This window comes from Sphingopyxis sp. (genome assembly GCF_036675685.1).
Taxonomy (GTDB): domain Bacteria; phylum Pseudomonadota; class Alphaproteobacteria; order Sphingomonadales; family Sphingomonadaceae; genus Sphingopyxis.
On sequence record NZ_JAKFEM010000053.1, the window covers coordinates 1 to 18443 of the forward strand.

Sequence of the window (18443 nt, forward strand, 5' to 3'; positions counted from 1 at the left end):
GTCATAGGATTGCAGTCCCCATGTTGGCGCGGCGGGGAATGACTGTCCGAAGGCGAAGCGGGAGAGCGGGGCCAACGGGAGTCGCACGCGCGGGTTTATGTTGGCGCCGCCTTACGCCGGGGGGTGGGAAATGCAAGGGGGTGGGGGTGGCGCAGACGGTCAGAGGTGCCCCACGTATAAATATACCGATTTTTGATTTGCGGAAATATCGGGCTAATATGTTTCGACGCTCGGTGTCGGGCGATGAGGGGATTCGAAATGGTGAGCGGTGACCTGTTTGGCGGCAAAGGTGCAGGCGACGACGACGACGACCAAGTCGCATCGAACGATGAGTACCAAATCGCATTGAACGAAGGCATCGACGACGAATCTCTCCTTGAGGAGGGCGGTACTCGCAAATTTACGATCACGAGTTACGGGGCAGATTATACGGTCGATAGCCTAGTCAAGCGCATGGAAGGTGAGGCGTTCCGCATCCCCGAATTCCAGCGGCGCTTCGTGTGGTCGCAAAGGCACTCGTCGAAATTCATTGAATCCCTCTTGATGGGTTTGCCCGTGCCCGGAATCTTTCTTTATAAAGAAATCGAGACGAATCGGCACCTAGTTATCGACGGGCAGCAGCGATTGCGGACGCTGCAAGCGTTTTACAAGGGCCTATTCGGTGAGAAGAAATTCCGATTGATCGGCGTTTCGGAGCCTTGGATCAATAAAACATACGATGACCTAGATACATCGGACAAGCTTAAGCTGGATGATTCGATTGTCCACACCACGATATTTCAGCAAGACAAGCCCGCGAATGCGTTGGATAGCGTATATTTCGTATTCGAGCGGATAAATACGGGAGGTATAAGATTATCTCCTCAGGAAATTCGGAACTGCATCAGCCAAGGTAAATTCAATCGGATTGTGAAATCTTTGAATGACGATCCACATTGGCGATCGGTGTTCGGTCCCGAGAACAAGCGAGCGAAAGACCAAGAGCTAATCGTTCGATTTTTCGGACTTTACGCTGACATAGGCTCATACAGTCGGCCTATGTCCACATTTCTGAATGATTTTACTGACAAGATGAATAAGGCTGACGAAAAAACGCTGGAAGCGCTCGAAGAGCTTTTTCGTCAGGCGATCAAGCTAATTGATGAGGCTGTAGGGACCCGAGCGTTTCGACCGGTTAGAAGCTTCAACGCCGCAGTTTTCGACGGCGTTATGGTGGGACTTGCGAGGCGCCTCGAGAACGGCACGCAGCCGTCCGTTGGCGCAGTCGAACAGGCATACGATGCCCTCCTGTTAGACGCCGATTTTAGGCGGCGCTGGGAGCGATCGACGGCCGACGAGGAAACTGTTAAAAAGCGAATGGAAATAGCGGAAGTTGCGTTCGCGAGTATTTGATGCAGCTCCAGCTGGATAGCCGTTTTGCCGCCGTGGACGCATTCATTCGCGGTTCTAGCGGTGCCCAAGCACCAGAGATGGTGAAGGCAGAGCTGTATCGCTTCGCAACGGTGCGTATATGCGGATACATCGAACGATCAATAGAGATCATTATAATGGAGCGACTGCGCTCGCGCGCGCATCCCAAGGTCTTAAATTTTGTAGCCGCCTACTTCAAATATGGCAAAAACCTCGACACGGTTGCGACTTCTGATCTGCTTAATAGATTCGACAGCGCGTGGCAAAAGGCGTTCGACGCTTTTGTTGTCGCAAATCCAGACGTCAAGGAGCTGGTGAACTCCTGTTATGGTTTGAGAAACACCATTGCTCACGGCGGCAATGCAGGCGTCACTGACGTGCGAGCGCTCCAGCTATTGGGCGGGGCGAAGCGCATGATTGATGCAGTCGTCCTCGCCACGAAATAGATTCGATTGTTGGCGTTAATACGGCAGAAGTTTCGGAATTTTCAGGAGGCAGGCGCGATGGTCCTCGGCATCTTCCAATGCCGGGCGCTGACCCCAACCGACGAATTGGCTGGCGGAAGTTCGTGCAATCGCATGCTGCGCTTCGCCTCTACATATTGCCGACGGAGCTTGGACGGTCACTTTACGAGGCTGTGAAAGAATAGAGTGCGAGCTCAGTTCTACTCTGCGTGCGAATATTAGATAATGCAGCACATCGCGCAGCACGTGGCTTTCGTTAAATGATTGATTTTGTGATATGTGGGTGAATTCCTGCGTCTCCGCTAATGACAGAAGAACCCCAAGATAACTCTTTCCTACATTATCCAAATAGGTTCAAAATTATTCCGATTCATTCCAAGTGATTCGGGAGATGGAGCTATGGGGCGTAAGATGGAGCGGGTTTCGAGGGGGAAGGCGGGGAAGCAGGTGGCTTTGCGTGAGGGTGCTGGTGCCCACCCCGCTGCGACTAGCCAGCAAGCTGGCAAGTCTCGCTGCCCCTCCCGCTTGCGGGAGGGGAGGATAGAGAATCCCTTCATGCCCGGGCTCCGCCCTCGCGAGGGTGGGTGGACCGAGGCGCGGACGCGGACGTTTCTGGCTTTGCTGGCGCAGACGGGATGCGTCACCGACGCGGCACGGGTGGCGGGGGTCAGCCGGACTACGGTGAACCGATCGCGCAAATTGTTCGCGCCGTTCGACCGGGCGTGCGTCGAAGCGCTCGCCAACGCGCTGCGCGGGCTGGAGGCGGTTGCCTATCAGCGCGCGGTCGAGGGGCGCGAGACGGTGGTGATCCGCGATGGCCGCGAGGTCGAGCGGCGGATCGTGCCGTCGGACTCGCTGCTCGCGATGCTGATCAAGCGCGGCGACCTGTCGGGGGCGCTCGGGCGCGCGCTGACGCCGGAGGAGGCCGAGGCGTTCGTGCTGCCCGAGGCGGTGCGGTATCGCTTCATCGACCGCGCCGAATTTAAAAGCGGGATTGTGTTCCAGGATGGCGTGAAGCAGCGGCGGCATATCGCGACGCAGGAAGAGACCGATGCGGTGCTGCTGAAGCGCATTGCGATGGTGATGCAGACCCGCCGGATGAAGCGCCGCTTTCACCCGCCTTGCGTGACGTGCGGGCAGCACATGCCGCTGAGCGAGGCCGAGCTGGAGGCGCTCGACCGGGCGGAGCAGATGGCCCGGGAGGCGCCGAAGCAGCTGCCGCCGCCGACGGCGTGATGCACCGCGCGCCTCCCTCGGGGCGCGATCAGTTCGCCGGTGTCGCGGGCGATGTGCCCGATGTGCCCGATGCCGGGCGGGTCCAGCCCTTTTTGTATTTTTCGAACCACGCCAGGATCGCCGATGCCTTGGCGGCCGACTGCGAAGGGCGCGCGGCGATGCCGCCGTGGCTGGCGCCGGGCACCTTGACGAGCGCGGTGGGCACGCCGCGCAGGCGCAGCGCGGTATAATATTGTTCGGATTCGCTGACCGGGGTGCGATAATCCTCCGCTCCGACAACGACGAGCGTCGGGGTCTCGACATTGCCGACGAGCGAGAGCGGCGAGCGCGCCCAGAAGAGTTCGGGCTTTTCCCACGGCATCGCGCCGAGCCAGTAGCGGCCGAAAAAGGCGGGGCCGTCGGCGGTGAGCGCCTGCGTCGTCCAGTTGATCACGGGCTTTTGCGTCACCGCGGCCTTGAACCTCTTGGTCTTGCCGACGATCCAGCTGGTGAGCACGCCGCCGCCCGAACCGCCGGTGACGAACAGCGCATCGGGATCGGCGACGCCGAGTTCGACCGCGCGGTCGACGATGCTGATCAGGTCGAAATAATCATTGCCCGGATAGGCCTTGTCGATCTCGTTCGCGAACGCCTCGCCATAGCTGGTCGAGCCGCGCGGGTTGGCCGAGAGGACGGCGTAGCCCGCGGCGGCGTAGAGCTGGTTGTCGGTCGAGAAATGCGGGCCATAGGCCGCGAAGGGCCCGCCGTGGATCTCGAGGATCAGCGGGACCTTGCGCCCCTCGGTGTAGCCGGGGGGCAGGGTGAGCCAGCCCTCGATCGGCTTGCCGTCGTGGCTCGACGCCACGGTGATCTTGCGGACTTCGCCGAGCGCCTTCACTTCGCGCAAGGACCGGTTGAGGTCGGTGAGCATCCGCGCGGAGCCGCCGCGCGCGAGCTGGACTTCGGCGGGACGCGTCGGGGTGCCGCCGGTGAAGGCGACCGCGCCCGCCGCCGATACCGAGAAGCTGCCGCCCGAGTAAGGACGGTCGAGCCCGCCGCCCGACAGGCCCTTGGCAACGTCGCGGACCGATCCGTCGAGGCCGATGCGCGCGACCTTGGTTTCGCCATGGTCGTCGTACTGGGCGTAAATGCCGCCGCTGCCGCCGTCCCAGAGGATCGCATCGGCGCTGAAATCCCAATTTTCGGTGAGGTTGCGGCGGCCCGAGCCGTCGCGGTTCATCACATAGAGATTGTTGTTCTCGTACGCGCGGCCGGCGTCGTCGAAGCCGACATAGGCGATCAGCCGTCCGTCGGGCGAGACGAGCGGGCTCGCGTCGGGGCCGTTGCGGTCGGTGAGCTGGGTGACCTGCCCGCCCGTCACGTCGAGCGCGTAGACCTCGCTTTCGACCGGATCATTCTCCCAGTCGGCGCGGCGGTTCGCGCTGAAATAGAGCGTGCGGCCGTCGCGCGACCAGCTGACCGGACCGGTATCGTGATAGGGGCCGAAGGTCAGCTGGCGCGGCGAGCCGCCGGTGGCGGGCACAAGGAAAATCTTTTCGAACCCCGGCTCGACATAGCCTTCGCCATCGGCGCGGTAGGTCAGGAGGTCGCGGATCTCGAGCGGCTCGGCCCATTTGGCGCCCTCGGGCTTGTTCGCGGGCGCGGCGCCGAACTTCGGTCCCTCGTCCTTGACGAGCATGGTGTAGGCGATCGAGCGGCCGTCGGGCGACCAGGCGATGCTCGACGGGCTGGTGGGAAGGCCGGTGAGCCGCACGGCTTCGCCGCCGTTCATCCAGCGCACCCAGAGCTGCGCGCTGCCGCCCTCGGTCGAGGCGAAGGCGAGGCGCTTGCCGTCGGGCGACCAGCGGGGCGAGAAGGCACCACCTTGGCGGCCGGCGACCGGGGTTTCCTCGCCGGTCTGGGTGTCGATGAGCCAGATCGAGCTGACCGCGCGGTCGGACATGATGTCGTTGGCGCGGCGGACATAGGCGATGTGGCGGCCGTCGGGGCTGATCTGCGGGTCGGCGGCGATCGACAGGTCAAACAGGTCAGCGCCGGTGAGGCGGCGCTCCGGGCCCTTGCGCGCGCTGCCTGCGGCCGAAGCCGACATGGCGGCGGGGGCGCCAGCTTCGGGTTCCGGTGGCGATTCGGTCGACGCTTGCTCTTCCTGAGCGACGCTCAGCTGCGGGGTAAGCGCGAGAAAGCTCGCGCCGAATATTGCCAATTTGCGCATGAAAACCAGTCCCTTGTTGCCAGACCATGCGGGTCTGTAACTTTCCCGCATGGCGGTCAACGGCGGGGTGGCCTGCTGCGGTCAATAGAGGATGTGTTCGGGCCACAGGACGCGTTCGCACCGCGCCTTGGGATCGGCAGTCTTGACCGCGAGCCTTTTGCGCAGTCCGGGGAGCGCGGCGACCGCCTCGCGCAGCGCGGCGGTATCGATCGTGCCGCGCGCCAGCTCCTTGTCGCCGCCGAGCCGGTCGGACGGGCGGATCAGCGTCCAGTCGAGCGTGTCATAGCCTTCGGCATAGGCGAGCAGGTCGCCGAGCGGGAGGTCGCCATGGCCGTCCTTCATATTGTGGGCGCCATAGGGAAAGATTTGCGTCGAGAGCGCGGTGCTGCCGACGATGCCATGGGGCTCGACCGGAAAGGGGCGCTGCATCTGGATCAGCGCGACTTCGGGAAGGTCGGTGTCGAGCCCGACGCGGAGCTTGACCTCGATCTTGCGCGGCTCGACCGCGGGCTGGCGCGACGGGTCCCAGATATAGGAAAGCTCGAGTTCGAGCGGCCGCCGTGGGCGCGACGGGTCATAACCGGCGAGGTTCCAGTGCATGAAGTCGCCGGCGTCGCGCTTGCCTTCGTCGGTGTACAGGCGGGTCAGCGAGACGATGCCCCCCTTCAGCTTCTGCTCGACATCGCAGCGATAGCGGTAGGTCTCGCGCCCCTGTTGGGGGACGGTGCGTTGGGGTTGCGTCCCCGGCAGCGGGACGACGCGCGCATCGCCGGCGGCCGGGGCGAGGAGCAGGATTGCGGCGGCGGCCGCGAGCAGGTGTCGCACGGTCTTTCGGTCCCTTCGAGAGCGAGTCTTGCCTATATTCCGCGGAGTTGGCGCGATTGCGGTGACCGCGATCACAACGCCCTGTTCAGCCGCCGTTCGCGGCAAGGCGGACGGGCTTGGGGTCAGGCGGTGCCGCGCACGACGAGGCGGACGGGGATACGCGTGCCGCTGCGCGTGCGCTCGTCATCCTCGAGCGCCATGGCGACCAGCGCCTCGCCCGCTGCGTCGAGGTCGGGTTCGAGCGTGGTGAGCGCGGGGTCGGCGAGCGTCCCGGCGCGGATGCCGTCGAAGCCGATCAGCGCGACGTCGCCCGGCACGCTGCGCCCCGCCTCCTTGAGGCCCTGGAGAACGCCGAGCGCGAGCATGTCGCTGGCGGCAAAGATCGCGTCGGTGTCGGGATGCGCTTCGAGCAGCGCCTGCACCGCGGCGACACCCTGCGCGTGGCGGTCGGCGGCGGCGGGCGGCTCGGCGACGATCGCGGTCAGACCGTGCGCGGCGAGCGCGGCCGAAAAGCCGTCGCGCCGCTCGTCGAACTGGCGCTGCGGCGACTGCTGCGGCCCGACGAAGGCGATGCGGCGGCGGCCGTCACGCACGAAATGCTCGGCGGCGAGCTGACCGCCGATGTCATTTTCGCTGCGCATCCAGTGAAACGGGCTACCCGGGCTGCCCCAGCAGACGAAGTCGAGCCCCGACGCCTGCGCGCCGGCGAAATAGTCCCATGCCGCGCGGTTGCTGGTGGTGCCGATGACGATCATCGCGTCGGCGAGCCCCGAGGCGACGAAGTCGGCGCGGAAATTGTCGGCGTTCTCCTGAAAGGAGACGAGCAGGTTGAAGCCACGCGCCGAGGTGGCGGCGGCGATGCTGCCCAGCAGTGCGAAATAGAAGGGATTGATCGCGCTGCGGTCCTCGCCGGGGCGACAGATGGTGACGAGCGCGATCGTCTCGCTGCTTTTCAAGCGAAGCGACGAGGCGTGGCGGTCGACGACATAGCCAAGTTCGCGCGCCGCGGCGGAAACGCGCGCGCGTGTTTCGGCATTGACGCCGGGACTGTTGCGGAGCGCGCGCGACACGGTCGATTGCGACACGCCGGCGCGCTCGGCGACGTCGAACGATGTCGGGCGTATCATCTTTCCGTTCACCTCGGCCTCTCTCCCCTTGCGCCGTCTCTCGCTGCGAGGGCCGGGCTTGTCAATCGGAAGGGCGGTGTGTCCCCCTTAGAGCCCATCTAGCGCGAGGAGCGCGAAGCTTGCGAGCCAATGTTCGCCCATATAGTCGCCAGTGACGTGTGGGAGGGCGGCGTCGAGGTGCCGCTGCGCCGCGGCTTCGGCGACCCGGCTGACGCGATGCGCGGGGCCGAGCGCGCTGGCGATCGCGCGCCAACACCAGGCGCGGCTGAGGTTGAGGCCGTCGAGATGCGCGATCTTGCCGTCGCTGCGGTCGGAGACGGTCGCGGGGGTGAAGAGCGTCGCGGGCTGTTCCTGCGCCGCGCGCGGGAGGAAGGCGTCGAACCAGCCGGGGAAATCGTCGCCGAGCACGACCGCCATCAGATGCGCTTCGGTCAGCGCCGAGGAGAGGAATTCGTCGCCGCCGGGTTCCCACGCCTGACAGTCGCGGTCCTCGCCGAACCAGTCGCGGGCGCGGGCGTCGATCAGCGTCACGAGCGCGGGGTCGCGGCTTTCGGCCCAGTGACGCGTGAGGAGGAGCGCGAAGCTGATGTTGAAATGGGTGCCAACGCGCAGCGGATAGGTGAGCTTTGGCAGGAAGGCGTGGAAGCGCGCGGCAAAGGCGGCAGCGAGCGGTTCGAGCGCGTCGCCCCACGGCGCGTCGTGACGCTTGGCCTCGGCATGGAGCGCGAGCAGCCATGCCCAGCCATAGGGGCGCTCGAAGCCCGCGGCGTTGGGGCGATCGAGATAGGCCAGTTCGCCCGCGACCTTTTCGGGCACGAGCATGTCGTCGGCGCGGGCGCGGATGTCGGCGGCAATGACGAGGCCGGGAAAGCGGCGCGCGAGACGCAGGACTTGCCACCAGCCATGGACGCAGCTGTGCCAGTCGAAGCTGCCGTGGAAGATCGGGTGATGCTCGCGCGGCGGTTTGGCGTCCTCGGGTCCGTTCAGGACGAGGTCCATCTTGTACGGATATTCGCGGCCGAGGTGCGCGAGGGTCGCGGTGGCGAAGCGGGCGGCATGGTCGGGGGTGAGGGTGGTCATTTCCTTTCGTTACCCGTTCGTGTCGAGCGAAGTCGAGAGCGACATCCGATGCCGTTCGTCCTGAGGAGGGGCTGAGCCTGTCGCGGTCCTTCGAGACGCCATTTCGACAAGCTCAATGGCTCCTCAGGACGAACGGAGGAAACAATCAGAACGCGAACAGCCAAATGAAGAGGATATTCACGCCAAGCAGTGGCAACGCAGTCCCGACCTGCGCCTTGATCACGCCATAAGGGTTTTTGAGTTCGAGCAGCGCGGCGGGGACGAGGTTGAAGTTCGCCGCCATCGGGGTCATCAGCGTGCCGCAGAAGCCCGCGAGCATGCCGATCGCCGCGACGACCGCGGGGTCGCCGTCATATTGCTTGATGAGCAGGGGCATGCCGACCGCGGCGAGCATCACCGGGAAGGCGGCGAAGGCGTTGCCCATCACCATGGTGAACAGCGTCATGCCGAGCCCGAAGGCGAGGACCGCGCCGAACAGGCTGCCTTCGGGGATTGCGGTGCCGATGAGGTCGCCGACGACTTCGCCGACACCGGCGAGTGCGAAAACCGCACCAAGGCTCGCGAGCATCTGCGGCAATATTGCCGCCCAGCCGACCGCGTCGAGCAGGCGGCGGCCTTGCTGTGCGGGAAGGAGCAAAGGTGGTTTGAGGCGGGCCATGCCGACGCCAAGCGCGATGAGCACGCCGATCGCGAGCGAAATGAGCGTTGCCTGCTTGGGATCGGCGAGACCGGGAAGCCATTTGAAGAGGAAGGTGCCCGCGAGCGCGACCGCGGGGATGATCAGCGCGACGAGAAGGAGGAACGGGCCATGGCGGGCGGCGCGTTCGGCCTGCACCTCGGGCGGAACGTCGCCGCCAGGGGGGCGGCCGATCTGGCCGGTGCCGGCGATCGCAACGAGCGCGAGGACGAGGAGGCCGTTGCCGAAATCGCCGAGCGCGTCGCCGCCGAGCATCGACAGCGCGAGCAGGCCCCAGAAGGCGGCGTTGCCGAAGCGTTTCGGATTGCCGCGGTCGGCGACCCCCAGCGCGGCGAAGAGCGCGAAGGTCAGGCCCGCGAGGACATAGACGAAGCCGAGCGTGATCATGCGCCGCGCTCCGCGGGCGCACGCATCCGCTTGTCGAGACGCCAGAGGCGGAAGCTGTGGATGACGAAGGCGGCAATCGCGGTGGGGATCGCCCACAGCGAGAAGTGGAGCGGCTCGATTTGATAGCCATAGCCGTCGAGCACGCCTTTCATCAGCAGGATCGAGCCGATCGCGAGGAAAATGTCCTCGCCGAAGAACAGGCCGATATTGTCGGTGGCGGCGGAGTAGGCTTTGACTTCCTCGCGCTGGGCTATGGTGAGCGCAGGGTTCTGTGCCTCGGCAGCGGCTTCAGCCATCGGCGCGACGAGCGGGCGGACGGTTTGGGGATGGCCGGCTACCGAGGTCAGGCCGAGGGCTGCAAAGATCTGGCGGATCAGGAGATAACCGATGAGGAGGCCGCCGACTGCGCCCGAACGAATGCGTCCGATCAGGCTGCGCGCATGCTGCTGGAGGCCGTACGCTTCGAGCAGCCCGATGACCGGGAGGACGATCCAGATGATCGACACATAGCGCGTGTCGTTGAACGCCTTGCCGAACGCCGCGATGATCGCCGCGATGTCGAGCCCCGCGGCAAGCCCCGTCGCGAGCGCCGAGGCCATGATGACGAGCAGCGGATTGAAACGGAGCACGAAGCCCGCGATGATGATGAGGATGCCGATCAGGACGAGCATGGATTACGTCCTCTCTTCGTCATTCCCGCGAAGGCGGGAACCCAGTAGCAACGGTTGCTCGCTGGGTTCCCGCCTTCGCGGGAATGACGAAGTTTTGGGCAGAGCCGATTGCAAATTATTCCCTCTCCGCTTCCCCATAACCGCCGCCGCCCGGCGTTTCGATCACGAAGGCGTCGCCCGCTTGAAGCTCGGCACTCCCCGTCGCACCGAGCATCTCTACGCTGCCATCGGCGCGCTCGACCCAGTTGCGTCCCGGCGCGGCGTCGGCGCCGCCAGCGAGGCCGCTGGGGGCGATCTTGCGGCGGTTCGCGAGGATATTCGCCGCCATCGGTTCGCGGAAACGGATGCGGCGGGTGGCGCCGTCGCCGCCGTGCCAGCGACCCGCCCCGCCCGAGCCTTTGCGGATCGAAAATTCCTCGACGATGACGGGGAAACGGGTTTCCATCACCTCGGGATCGGTCATGCGGCTGTTGGTCATATGCGTCTGGATGACGCTGGTGCCGTCGAAGCCGGGGCCCGCGCCCGATCCGCCGGCGATCGTCTCATAATATTGGTGCGCATCATTGCCGAAGGTGAAATTATTCATCGTCCCCTGCGCGGGCGCCATTGCGCCGAACGCCGCGAACAGCGCGTCGGTGATGACCTGGCTCGTCTCGACATTGCCCGCGACCACCGCGGCGGGATAGCGCGGGCTGAGCATCGAGTCTTCGGGGACGATCAGGGTGACGGGGGCGAGGCAACCCTCGTTCATCGGGATCGGGTCGTCGAGCATCGTGCGCAGGACATAGAGCACGGCGGCGCGGACGACGGGGAGCGGGGCGTTGAAATTGTCGGGAAAGGTGGCGCTGGAGCCGGTGAAATCGATCGTGACGTGGCGAGCCTCGCGGTCGATTTTCACCGCGACCACGACCTCGGCGCCATTGTCCATCGCGTAACGGAAGGCGCCATCGTCGAGCCGGGCGATCAGTTGGCGGACCGCGGTTTCGGCCTGGCGCTGACCGTGCGCCATATAGGCCGCGACGGTCGCGGCGCCGTGCGCGGCCGAGAGGTCGGCGAGCGCGCTCGCGCCGCGTTGGCAGGCGGCGACCTGCGCCTTCAAATCGGCGATGTTGAGCGCGGGGTTGCGCGCGGGCCAATCGCCCGCGACGAGGTGTGCGGCGACGGCCTCGTCGAGGAAATTTCCATCGTCGACGATCAACATATTGTCGAAGAGGATGCCCTCGTCCTCGATGCTGCGGCTGCCCGGGGGCATCGATCCCGGCGCGATGCCGCCGAGGTCGGCGTGATGGCCGCGCGCGGCGACGAAGAAAGCGGGGACGTCGGCTTCATCGACGAACACCGGCATGATGACGGTGATGTCGGGGAGATGGGTGCCGCCGTCGTACGGGGCATTGAGGGCGTAGGCATCGCCGAGCCGGAGGCCGCGGCCGTCACGCGCGAGGCCGTCCGCGCCGGCGCCGCGCTGGCGCAGGATCGTGCGCACGCTTTCGCCCATCGAGCCCAAGTGCACGGGCATATGCGGCGCATTGGCGACGAGGCGGCCCGCGCCGTCGAACAATGCGCAGGAGAAATCGAGCCGCTCGCGGATGTTGATCGACGAGGCGCTGTGCTGGAGCGCGCCGCCCATTTCCTCGGCGATCGCCATGAACAGGCTGTTGAAGATTTCGAGGCGGATGGGGTCGGGATGGGCGAGGTCGTCGATCGCGACGATCTGCGTCCCGCCCGCTCGCGTGCGGGCGAGGAGCAATGTGCCCTCGCTTTGGACCACGGCGCGCCAACCGGGCTCGACGATGGTCGTTGAAAGCGCGTCGATGATGATCGCGGGGCCGGCGATGGTGCGGCCGGGCGCGAGCGCGCTGCGCTGGTGGAGCGGGACGTCGTGGGGCGCGCCGGAAAGCCAGGCGACGACGGTTTCGGGGGCGGTGTCGGCGACCGGTGCGGTTGCGGGCAAGGTGGCGGGGGCATCGCCCGCCTCGGTCAATTCGACGCGGATGCGGTCGACGACGAGGTTATCGTGCGGCGCATAGCCGAAGCGTTGGCGGAAGGCGGCGGCGAAGGCGGTGGCGACGTCGGCAGGCGGCGCGAGCGCGAGTTCGATCGCATTGTCGCTGTCGGCGAGGCGGACGAAAAGCAGGGTTTCGCGGGTGGTTTCGGCTTCGGGCGCGAGGTCGGCGCGGGCCTGGGTGCCGAGTTCGGTTTCGACTTCGGCGAGCGCGGCGGCGCAGTCTGCATTGAGTTTGAGGCCCAGCGTGCGCTCGCGGATCGCCGACGGGCGCGCGAGGCCCATGCCATAGGCCGATAGCACGCCCGCGAGCGGGTGGAGCAGGATTTCGTCGACGCCGAGCGCGTCGGCGACGAGGCAGACATGCTGCCCCGCCGCGCCGCCGAAGCCGACGAGGCTGTAACCCTGCGTCACGTCGTGGCCGCGCGCGATGGTGATGCGCTTGATCGCGTTCGCCATCTGCTGGACCGCGATGGCGAGCAGGCCTTCGGCGAGCGCTTCGGGAGTGATGCCTCCGACCTCGGCGGCCATCGCGGCGAATTTCTGCACGACCACGTCGCGGTCGAGCGGCTGGTCGCCGTTCGGGCCGAAGAGCTTCGGGAAATGGCCGGGCTGGATCTTGCCGAGCAGGACGTTGCAGTCGGTGACCGTCAATGGCCCGCCGCGGCCATAGGCGGCGGGACCGGGATTGGCGCCGGCGCTTTCGGGGCCAACGAGCAGGCGCGCGCCGTCCCAGCGGCAGATCGATCCGCCCCCCGCTGCAACGGTGTGGATGCGCAGCATCGGGGCGCGGATGCGCGTGCCGGCGACGATGGTTTCGTTGTCGCGCTCGAGGCGGCCGGCATAATGGCTGACGTCGGTCGAGGTGCCGCCCATGTCAAAGCCGATGAGGCGGGTCTTGCCGAGCGGCGCGGCGCTGCCGACCATGCCGACGATCCCGCCCGCAGGACCCGAGAGGATCGCGTCGCGGCCGTGAAAGGCGGATGCGGACGCGAGGCCGCCCGAGCTTTTCATGAACTGCGGGTCCACGCCCTCGCCGAGCTGCGCGACGAATTGGCGGACATAATGGTGGAGAACGGGCGAGAGATAGGCGTCGGCGAGCGTCGTGTCGCCGCGGCCGATCAGTTTGATGAGCGCGCTGACATCGTGGCTGGTCGAGATCTGGGTGAAGCCGGTTTCGCGTGCGATTTCGGCGATGCGCTTTTCATGCGCGGGGTAGCGATAGCCATGCATCAGCACGATCGCGATGCTGGTGAGGCCGTGGCTGCGTGCGGCTTGCAACGACGCGCGGGCGGCCGCTTCGTCGAGCGCGAGCAGGATGTCGCCGTCGGGGCCGACGCGTTCGGCGATTTCGGCAACCTCGGCGTGCGGCGGCGGAATGCGGTCGAGGCGGCGCGCGAAAAGATCGGGCCGGTCCTGATAGCCGATGGTGAGTGCGTCGCCGAAGCCGCGCGTGATCGCGAGAAGGGTCGGCTGGCCTTTGCGTTCGAGCAGCGCGTTGGTTGCGACGGTCGATCCCATGCGGATCGCGAGCGGGGGCAGCGGGCCTTCGCCCGCACCGGTGAGGTCGCGGATCGCATTGACCGCGGCGTCGCCGGGGCGCGCGGGATCCTCGCTGAGATATTTGGTCGTGACGACCGCGCCATCGGGCGACCGCGCGACGACATCGGTGAAGGTGCCGCCGCGGTCGATCCAGATCTGCCAGCGAGGGTCAGGACCCTTGGCTTCACGCGGGGGCATCGCGGTCCGGCCAGCGGATGGTGATGGCAAGGCGGTGGTCGGCGGCATTGCGATCCCAACTGCCCTTCAACTGGCGCTCGATCAAGGTGCGGATGAACTGGGTGCCGAAACTTTCGCAGTCGATGTGGGGTGTTTCGGGAAGACCGCTCTCGACCCAGCTGAGCTCGATGTCTTCGCCGATCCGGCGCCAGCCGACCGCGAGGTCGCCCTCGCCCGCGAGCGCGCCATATTTGATGCTGTTGGTGACGAATTCGTGGATTGCGAGCGAGAGCGCCTGCGCGCCTTCGTCGTCGAGGCGGACCTCGGGGCCGGTGACCGCGGCGAGCTGCTCGGGTGAACGGCCGGCGAGTTCGAGTTCGCGGTGAACGATCCGGCCAAGATCGACGCTATCGACCGCGCCGGTGACCAGCATCTGCTTGGCGTCCGACAGCGCGCGCATCCGGCCGTCGAACCTGGTCTCGAAATCCTCGAGGCTTTCGGATTCGCGCAGCGTGATGCGCGCGAGCGCGCCGATGCGGGCGAAGGCGTTTTTCATCCGGTGCGCCATCTCGCCGATCATCAGCTCGCGGTCCTCGGCATGGCGGGCGCGTTGCGCCGCCAGTGCCTGAAAGGCATTGAGCCGCCGCCGCTGGACGCGGTGAAGCTGGGTCGCGAGCAGCGCGAGTGCGACGCCGAACAGCAAGATGGCGAGCGGGCGTCCCAGCCGTTCGAGCAAGCGGCCATAGGAAATACGCATCGTCCACCGCCGGTCGGCCACGCGCAACGTCTGTTCATGCGCGTCCCAGCCCATCTTGCCCTTGCTAAAGACGAGCGGCGCCGACGGCCCCTTGCCGGCATAAACCTCGATCCCGTCGATCCCGTCGAGCTGCGATCCGAGCACGGCGGTCATCATGTCCCGGGTCCGGAAAGGCGCATAGACGAAGGCTTCGACCGGACGCACGCCGCGGGCCGTTGCAACGGTATTGGACCCCGGTCCCTCAGGCTCCCGGGTATAGACGGGAACATAGATCAGGAAGCCGGGCTGCTTGACCTTGGCGGCTTTTTCCTGCGCGAGCTGGACGATGCCGCTTGCCGCTGGTTGGCCTGTCTGCCACGCGCGGCGCATTGCCTCGCGCCGCACCGGTTCGCTGTACATGTCGAACCCCAGCGCGACGTGGCGGCGCGGCGTATAGGGTTCGACCAGGACGACCGCGAAGCCGATCGGTTGATCGGTCGCGGGCCAGACCTTGATGTCCTCGCCGTAATTTTCGCGCAGCTTGGCCTCGAGCGCGGCGGGCGTCGCCGCGCGCATCGCGGCGGCGATGCCGACGCCTTCCATGCCCGGCGCCTGGATCTGCGGCCGAAGGGCGGCCAGATAGGCGCGGATGCCTGGCCCGCTTGCGGCGCTGTCGGACTGATAGAGCGCGCGCACCCCCTCGAGCACCGTGACATGATCGCGCAGCCGCATGTTGACCTGCGTCGCGACAAGCGCGGCCTGGTCGGCCTCGTCCGATTGATTGTAAAGGAAACTCGCGGCGGCGGCGGCGAGCGCCGCGAGAAGGATGACCAGCCCGACGAACCGGACCAGCAGCGCCAACAGCCGATCTGCCCACGACGAAGGGCGCATTGCAATTGTCCTGCCTGATGGCTGCGATGGCAGCCCCCCTCCAACCCGACTGTTTCATGCCAAAGGGCTGATAGCAAGTTCATTTCGCCGGTGCGTGCGACCGCGTCCGACGGGTTGCGGCGTGCGACCTTTCGCTTATGCTGCGGTTTGGAAAACGGGAGAAGCGCGATGATTATTTACGGGTCGGTGGTGTCGCCTTTCGTGCGAAAATTGCTTGGCTATCTGGGCGAGAAGGGGATCGCGTTCGAGCTGAAGGGTGTCGGCATCGGCGATCCCGATCCGGGGTTCCAGGCCGCCTCGCCGCTCGGCAAGATGCCCGCGATGGACGACGACGGCTTCCTGCTCGCCGATTCGAGCGCGATCATCCAGTATCTGGAGGCGAAGCATCCCGAACCCGCGCTGATCCCCGCCGATCCGCAGCAGCGCGGGAAGGTGATCTGGTGGGAGGAGTTCGCCGACACGGTGTTCGCAGCATGCAGCGGAAAGATGTTCTTCAACCGCATCGTCGCGCCGAAATTCCTCGGCCGCGAAGGCGACCTTGCCGCCGCGGCGCTTGCCGAAACCGAGGAGTTGCCCAAGCTGCTCGCCTATCTCGAGAGCGCGATCCCCGCGTCGGGGTTCCTCGTCGGCGACCGGCTGACGCTCGCCGACCTTGCGGTCGCATCGCCGCTGATGAACTTCCGCCACTGCGGCAACTGCATCGATCCGGCAACGCATCCGAATATCGCCAGATGGAGCGAGGCGATCCTGTCGCGCCCGAGCATGGCGCCGTGGATCGAAAAGGAAGAGCGGATGATGGCGAAGCTGCTGGCAAGCTGAGATCGTCTCGGCCGTATGGTCCGGGGCGTCAGCTAGTGATCGGTTGCAGTCATCCAACTTCTCGTCGCCCCGGGCTTGCCCCGGGGCCTGCCTTGTCTTTTCTCGGCTAGGAAGAAGGAAGGCGGATCCCGGGGCAAGCCCGGGATGACGAAGAGGGGACGTCCGATCCCCACCCCCATGGCGATCGTCAGCCGCATCGTATATCAAATCCGATCTTGCCATCCTCGCCGCAGCTCGCAAACGTGAATTTTCTCGGGAGATTTGAACCATGCGCCGCCGTACACTGCTCGCCGCCGTTCCCGCCGCCGCGCTCTTGCCTACCGCGGGGCTTGCCCAGAATGGCCAGCCGAAGGTTGCGGCCAAGCCGCGCACCGCCGCGGCGCTGCCGCCGGTGTGGGAAGCGGGCGCGGACCGTTTCGTGCGGCCCGATGTCATGGGCGGCGATCGCCCGGTCGGCGCGAGCTTCGCATCGCGCACCGCCGCCTATGGTCTCAGCGGCGCTGCGGGCACCGCGCACCCGCTCGCGACGCAGGCGGGGATCGACATATTGAAGCGCGGCGGGTCGGCGGTCGACGCGGCGATCGCGATGAACGCGTGCCTCGGGCTGCTCGAGCCCACCGCCAACGGCATCGGCGGCGATGTCTATGCGATGATCTGGGACCCGAAGGCGAAGAAGCTGGCGGGCCTCGCGGGGTCGGGGAAAAGTCCGCGCGGGCTCGACCTGGCGACGGTGCGGTCGCGCGCGAAGGGCGGGACATTGCCCGCTTATGGCGCGATCAGCGTGTCGGTGCCGGGTGCGGTCGACGGCTGGTGGACGATGCACCAGCGTTACGGGAAATTGCCGTGGAAGGAATTGTTCGAGCCGGTCATCGCGCATGCCGAGGCGGGCGCGCCGGTGCCCGACATGATCGCTTATTATATCCGCCGCAGCCTTGCCGGTTTCCGCCAGCCTGGCCGCGGCATCGAGGAAATCGACAATGCGATGCGCACCTATGGCGTCAACGGCGGCAAGGGACCCGCGGCGGGGCAGGTGTTTCGCAACCCCGATCTTGCGCGCACCTTTCGCCTGATCGCCGAGGGTGGGCGCGATGCTTTCTATGAAGGCGAAATCGCACGCACGATCGACACCTATTTCAAACGCATCGGAGGCTGGCTGCGGCTTGAGGACCTTGCGGCGCACAAGTCCGAATGGATCGAGCCGCACAAGATCGGCTATCGCGGCACCGACGTCTATGCGCTTGGCGCGAACACGCAGGGGATCGCGACCTTGCAGATGCTGGGCATCCTCGAGCATTTCGACCTCAAGGGCGCGGGGTTCCAGTCGGCGCTGTCGATCCACCTGCAGGCCGAGGCCAAGCGCCTCGCCTATGAGGACCGCGCGCGATATTATGCCGATCCGCACTTCGCCAAGGTGCCGGTCGAATGGCTGGTGTCGAAAGACTATGCCGCGACACGCGCCAAGCTGATCCGCCCCGACCGCATCCTGTCGCCGGTCCATCCGGGGCAGGCGCCGAGCCGCGGCGACACGACCTATTTCAGCTGCGCCGACAAGGACGGCATGATGGTGTCGATGATCCAGTCGAACTTCCGCGGCATGGGATCGGGGCTCGTCGCCGACGGGCTGGGCTTCATGTTCCAGGATCGCGGCCAGTTGTTCAGCCTTCAGGACGGCCATCCGAACATCTATGCGCCGGGCAAGCGGCCGTTCCAGACGATCATCCCCGGCTTTGCCGCGCGCGGGCAAGTGCCGTGGATGAGTTTCGGCGTGATGGGCGGCGATATGCAGCCGCAGGGACAGGCGCAGATCGTGATCAACCGCGTCGATTATGGGCTCGAAATCCAGGCGGCGGGCGATTCGCCGCGCTGGCACCATGAGGGGTCGTCCGAAACGATGGGCGAGGATTCGCCCGATCTGGGTGCGAACGGCGTGCTACGGCTCGAGAGCGGCGTGCCCGAGGCGAGCCGCCGGCAGCTCGCCGACATCGGCTGGACGCTGGGCGAATCCGACGGCGGGTTCGGGCGCTATCAATGCGTCGAGCATCGGATGGACGGCGACACGCGCGTCTATGCCGCCGCGAGCGAGATGCGCGCCGATGGGTGTGCGCTGGCTTATTGAGGGGTTGGACAGGCGCCTTGTCCGCGCAGTAATTGAGTATGGACCCTGAAT

General features: G+C 66.0%; 13 protein-coding genes. 5 read left to right on the forward strand and 8 right to left on the reverse strand.

Going from position 1 to position 18443, the window contains the following annotated elements; translation table 11 throughout:
* Positions 1-258 precede the first annotated feature (258 nt).
* The 3 genes from V6M50_RS18175 (at position 259) to V6M50_RS18185 (ending at position 3110) form a co-directional block, all read left to right on the forward strand.
* Positions 259-1392 (forward strand): DUF262 domain-containing protein, encoded by a 1134-nt coding sequence (locus tag V6M50_RS18175; RefSeq protein ID WP_332819992.1) that lies wholly within the window; start codon positions 259-261, stop codon positions 1390-1392.
* The gene (locus V6M50_RS18180; protein WP_332819993.1) at positions 1392-1856 is read left to right on the forward strand and encodes a HEPN domain-containing protein; all 465 of its coding nucleotides are present in this window, start codon (positions 1392-1394) and stop codon (positions 1854-1856) included. Before V6M50_RS18175 ends, V6M50_RS18180 begins: the two co-directional genes overlap by 1 nt.
* Before the next feature lie 573 nt (positions 1857-2429).
* Entirely contained in the window at positions 2430-3110 is a 681-nt protein-coding gene (locus V6M50_RS18185) for a hypothetical protein (protein ID WP_332819994.1), read from the forward strand.
* A 28-nt stretch (positions 3111-3138) separates the two neighbouring features.
* Here the strand turns inward: V6M50_RS18185 and V6M50_RS18190 are convergent, their stop codons facing one another.
* The 8 genes from V6M50_RS18190 to V6M50_RS18225 all read right to left on the reverse strand — a co-directional run bounded on the left by V6M50_RS18190 (position 3139) and on the right by V6M50_RS18225 (position 15427).
* Complete coding sequence (locus V6M50_RS18190; RefSeq protein ID WP_332819995.1) at positions 3139-5322, reverse strand: S9 family peptidase; 2184 nt, start codon at positions 5320-5322, stop codon at positions 3139-3141.
* Between the two features lie 81 nt (positions 5323-5403).
* On the reverse strand, positions 5404-6147 hold the full coding sequence (locus V6M50_RS18195; protein ID WP_332819996.1) for a hypothetical protein: 744 nt from the start codon (positions 6145-6147) through the stop codon (positions 5404-5406).
* A 122-nt stretch (positions 6148-6269) separates the two neighbouring features.
* Positions 6270-7274, reverse strand: coding sequence for a LacI family DNA-binding transcriptional regulator (locus V6M50_RS18200; RefSeq protein WP_332819997.1), 1005 nt, complete (start codon positions 7272-7274; stop codon positions 6270-6272).
* An 87-nt stretch (positions 7275-7361) separates the two neighbouring features.
* A complete protein-coding gene (locus V6M50_RS18205; protein ID WP_332819998.1) occupies positions 7362-8354 on the reverse strand; it encodes a DUF2891 domain-containing protein in 993 nt (330 codons plus the stop codon).
* A 145-nt stretch (positions 8355-8499) separates the two neighbouring features.
* Entirely contained in the window at positions 8500-9438 is a 939-nt protein-coding gene (locus V6M50_RS18210) for a DUF979 domain-containing protein (protein WP_332819999.1), read from the reverse strand.
* Positions 9435-10109 carry a DUF969 domain-containing protein gene (locus tag V6M50_RS18215; RefSeq protein ID WP_332820000.1) on the reverse strand — a complete coding sequence of 225 codons (675 nt, stop codon included), beginning with the start codon at positions 10107-10109 and terminating at the stop codon, positions 9435-9437. Before V6M50_RS18215 ends, V6M50_RS18210 begins: the two co-directional genes overlap by 4 nt.
* Positions 10110-10224: 115 nt before the next feature.
* On the reverse strand, positions 10225-13851 hold the full coding sequence (locus tag V6M50_RS18220) for a hydantoinase B/oxoprolinase family protein (protein WP_332820001.1): 3627 nt from the start codon (positions 13849-13851) through the stop codon (positions 10225-10227).
* Positions 13838-15427, reverse strand: a complete 1590-nt coding sequence (locus V6M50_RS18225; protein ID WP_332820002.1) for a CHASE domain-containing protein — start codon at positions 15425-15427, stop codon at positions 13838-13840. The genes V6M50_RS18220 and V6M50_RS18225 overlap by 14 nt, the downstream gene beginning before the upstream one ends.
* Before the next feature lie 198 nt (positions 15428-15625).
* On the opposite strand from V6M50_RS18225, the gene V6M50_RS18230 reads away from it, so the two are divergent.
* Together V6M50_RS18230 and V6M50_RS18235 are read left to right on the forward strand one after the other, a co-directional pair.
* Complete coding sequence (locus V6M50_RS18230; protein WP_332820003.1) at positions 15626-16276, forward strand: glutathione S-transferase family protein; 651 nt, start codon at positions 15626-15628, stop codon at positions 16274-16276.
* 268 nt (positions 16277-16544) lie between these two features.
* On the forward strand, positions 16545-18392 hold the full coding sequence (locus V6M50_RS18235; RefSeq protein ID WP_332820004.1) for a gamma-glutamyltransferase family protein: 1848 nt from the start codon (positions 16545-16547) through the stop codon (positions 18390-18392).
* The last annotated feature ends 51 nt before the right edge of the window (positions 18393-18443 follow it).

What these genes read in the sequence shown, in the direction of transcription:
- V6M50_RS18200 (WP_332819997.1), bottom strand. Translation starts at nt 7,274, where the DNA reads ATGATACGCCCGACATCGTTCGACGTCGCCGAGCGCGCCGGCGTGTCG.
- V6M50_RS18230 (WP_332820003.1), top strand. Translation starts at nt 15,626, where the DNA reads ATGATTATTTACGGGTCGGTGGTGTCGCCTTTCGTGCGAAAATTGCTT.
- V6M50_RS18175 (WP_332819992.1), top strand. Translation starts at nt 259, where the DNA reads ATGGTGAGCGGTGACCTGTTTGGCGGCAAAGGTGCAGGCGACGACGAC.
- V6M50_RS18205 (WP_332819998.1), bottom strand. Translation starts at nt 8,354, where the DNA reads ATGACCACCCTCACCCCCGACCATGCCGCCCGCTTCGCCACCGCGACC.
- V6M50_RS18235 (WP_332820004.1), top strand. Translation starts at nt 16,545, where the DNA reads ATGCGCCGCCGTACACTGCTCGCCGCCGTTCCCGCCGCCGCGCTCTTG.
- V6M50_RS18190 (WP_332819995.1), bottom strand. Translation starts at nt 5,322, where the DNA reads ATGCGCAAATTGGCAATATTCGGCGCGAGCTTTCTCGCGCTTACCCCG.
- V6M50_RS18180 (WP_332819993.1), top strand. Translation starts at nt 1,392, where the DNA reads ATGCAGCTCCAGCTGGATAGCCGTTTTGCCGCCGTGGACGCATTCATT.
- V6M50_RS18210 (WP_332819999.1), bottom strand. Translation starts at nt 9,438, where the DNA reads ATGATCACGCTCGGCTTCGTCTATGTCCTCGCGGGCCTGACCTTCGCG.
- V6M50_RS18185 (WP_332819994.1), top strand. Translation starts at nt 2,430, where the DNA reads ATGCCCGGGCTCCGCCCTCGCGAGGGTGGGTGGACCGAGGCGCGGACG.
- V6M50_RS18220 (WP_332820001.1), bottom strand. Translation starts at nt 13,851, where the DNA reads ATGCCCCCGCGTGAAGCCAAGGGTCCTGACCCTCGCTGGCAGATCTGG.
- V6M50_RS18215 (WP_332820000.1), bottom strand. Translation starts at nt 10,109, where the DNA reads ATGCTCGTCCTGATCGGCATCCTCATCATCATCGCGGGCTTCGTGCTC.